Source organism: Pseudomonas sp., from assembly GCF_037994325.1.
Lineage (GTDB): Bacteria > Pseudomonadota > Gammaproteobacteria > Pseudomonadales > Pseudomonadaceae > Aquipseudomonas.
Genome location: NZ_JBBNAH010000041.1, coordinates 1 through 2,526, shown reverse-complemented (window position 1 = coordinate 2,526; position 2,526 = coordinate 1). Strand labels below are relative to the sequence as shown.

The window sequence follows — 2,526 nt, the reverse complement described above, 5'->3', positions numbered from 1 at the left end:
GATCGAAGCGGGCCTTAAATGCATTCAAGGCAAGGGCATCGTTAACTCGATCTCCATGAAAGAAGGCGTCGAGCAGTTCATTCACCACGCCAAGCTATGCAAGCGCTACGGCGCCGCTGTGGTGGTGATGGCCTTTGACGAACTCGGCCAGGCCGACACCGAACAGCGCAAGATCGAGATCTGCAAACGCTCCTACGACATTCTCGTCGATGAAGTCGGCTTTCCGCCGCAAGACATCATCTTCGACCCGAACATCTTTGCCGTGGCCACCGGCATCGAGGAGCACAACAACTACGCCGTCGACTTTATCAACGCCTGCGCCTATATCCGCGACAACCTGCCCTACGCCTTGAGCTCGGGCGGCGTGTCCAACGTGTCGTTCTCCTTCCGCGGCAACAACCCGGTGCGTGAGGCAATTCACTCGGTGTTCTTGTACTACGCGATCAAAAACGGCCTGACCATGGGCATTGTTAACGCCGGCCAGTTGGAGATCTACGACCAGATCCCACAAGAGCTGCGTGACCGCGTGGAAGACGTGGTGCTTAACCGCACCCCGAACGGCACCGACGCCCTGCTGGCGATTGCCGACAACTACAAAGGCGATGGCAGCGTTAAAGAAGCCGAGACCGAAGAGTGGCGCTCCTGGAGCGTTAACAAGCGCCTGGAACACGCGCTGGTGAAAGGCATTACCACGCACATTGTGGAAGACACCGAAGAGTCGCGGCAGTCGTTCGCGCGGCCTATCGAAGTGATCGAAGGGCCGCTGATGTCCGGCATGAACATCGTCGGCGACCTGTTTGGCGAGGGCAAAATGTTCCTGCCGCAGGTGGTGAAATCGGCCCGTGTGATGAAGCAGGCCGTGGCCCACCTGATTCCGTTTATCGAGCTGGAAAAAGGCGACAAGCCGGAAGCCAAAGGCAAGATCCTCATGGCCACGGTTAAAGGTGACGTGCACGACATCGGCAAAAACATCGTCGGCGTGGTGCTCGGTTGCAACGGCTACGACATCGTCGATTTGGGCGTGATGGTGCCGGCAGAGAAGATTCTGCAAACGGCGATTGCCGAAAAGTGCGACATCATTGGTTTGTCTGGCCTGATTACGCCGTCGTTAGACGAGATGGTTCACGTCGCCCGCGAAATGCAGCGCCAGGGCTTCACCTTGCCGCTGATGATCGGTGGCGCCACCACCTCGAAAGCGCACACCGCGGTGAAGATCGAGCCCAAGTACCAGAACGATGCGGTGGTGTACGTCACCGACGCCTCGCGCGCCGTGGGTGTGGCCACCCAGTTGCTGTCTAAAGAGCTGAAAGCCGGCTTTGTTGAAAGCACCCGTAAAGACTACATCGAAGTACGCGAACGCACCGCCAACCGCAGCGCCCGTACCGAGCGCTTGAGCTATGGCGCGGCGGTGGCGAAAAAGCCGCAGTTCGACTGGGCCAACTACCAGCCGACCGTGCCGACCTTTACTGGCGTGAAGGTGCTGGAAGATATCGACCTAAACGTGCTGGCCGAATACATCGACTGGACGCCGTTCTTTATCTCCTGGGACTTGGCTGGCAAATTCCCGCGCATTTTGGAAGACGAAGTAGTCGGCGAAGCCGCGACCTCGCTGTACAAAGACGCCCGCGAAATGCTCAGCAAGCTGATCGACGGCAAACTGATCAAAGCCCGCGCGGTATTTGGTTTCTGGCCGGCCAACCAGGTGCAAGACGACGACCTGGAGCTGTACGGCGACGACGGCCAACCGCTGGCCAAACTGCACCACCTGCGTCAGCAAATCATCAAAACCGACGGCAAGCCCAACTTCTCTCTGGCCGACTTTGTCGCGCCGAAAAGCAGCGGCATTACCGACTACGTGGGCGGTTTTATCACCACCGCTGGCATCGGCGCCGAGGAAGTGGCCAAGGCTTACCAAGACGCGGGCGACGACTACAACTCGATCATGGTCAAAGCCCTGGCCGACCGCCTGGCCGAGGCCTGCGCCGAATGGCTGCACCAACAAGTGCGGAAAAACTACTGGGGCTACGACCCGGAAGAAACGCTAAGCAACGACGAGCTGATCAAAGAAGCCTACAAGGGCATCCGCCCTGCCCCAGGCTACCCCGCCTGCCCGGATCACACCGAAAAAGGCACGCTGTTCGAACTGCTCGACCCAACGGCCGAAGAGCTTAAAGCCGGCGTTAGCGGCGTGTTCCTCACCGAACACTACGCCATGTTCCCGGCTGCAGCCGTCAGCGGCTGGTACTTCGCCCACCCGCAGGCGCAGTACTTTGCCGTGGGTAAAGTGGATAAAGACCAGATCGAAAGCTACACCGCGCGAAAGGGCCAGGACTTGGCCGTAACCGAACGCTGGTTGGCGCCGAACCTGGGCTACGACAACTGATCAGCTCGCCCGCGCGCCACGGGATACCGAATCGCCGGACCGCCGCCTTGTAACTAAGGCGGTGAACGCTCAGCAAACACCGTCATTCCCGCGCAGGCGTGAATCCAGACTGGCTCAGGAAAATGGGAATCGCGGAATAATCT

1 protein-coding gene is annotated in these 2,526 nt (G+C 59.1%); it reads left to right on the top strand.

What is annotated here, in order from left to right; all coding sequences use genetic code 11:
* Window positions 1-2,383, top strand: a 2,383-nt coding sequence (metH, locus tag AAAB16_RS01315; protein ID WP_340661707.1) for a methionine synthase, incomplete at its 5' end; no start/stop codon positions are given.
* Between the last annotated feature and the right edge of the window lie 143 nt (window positions 2,384-2,526).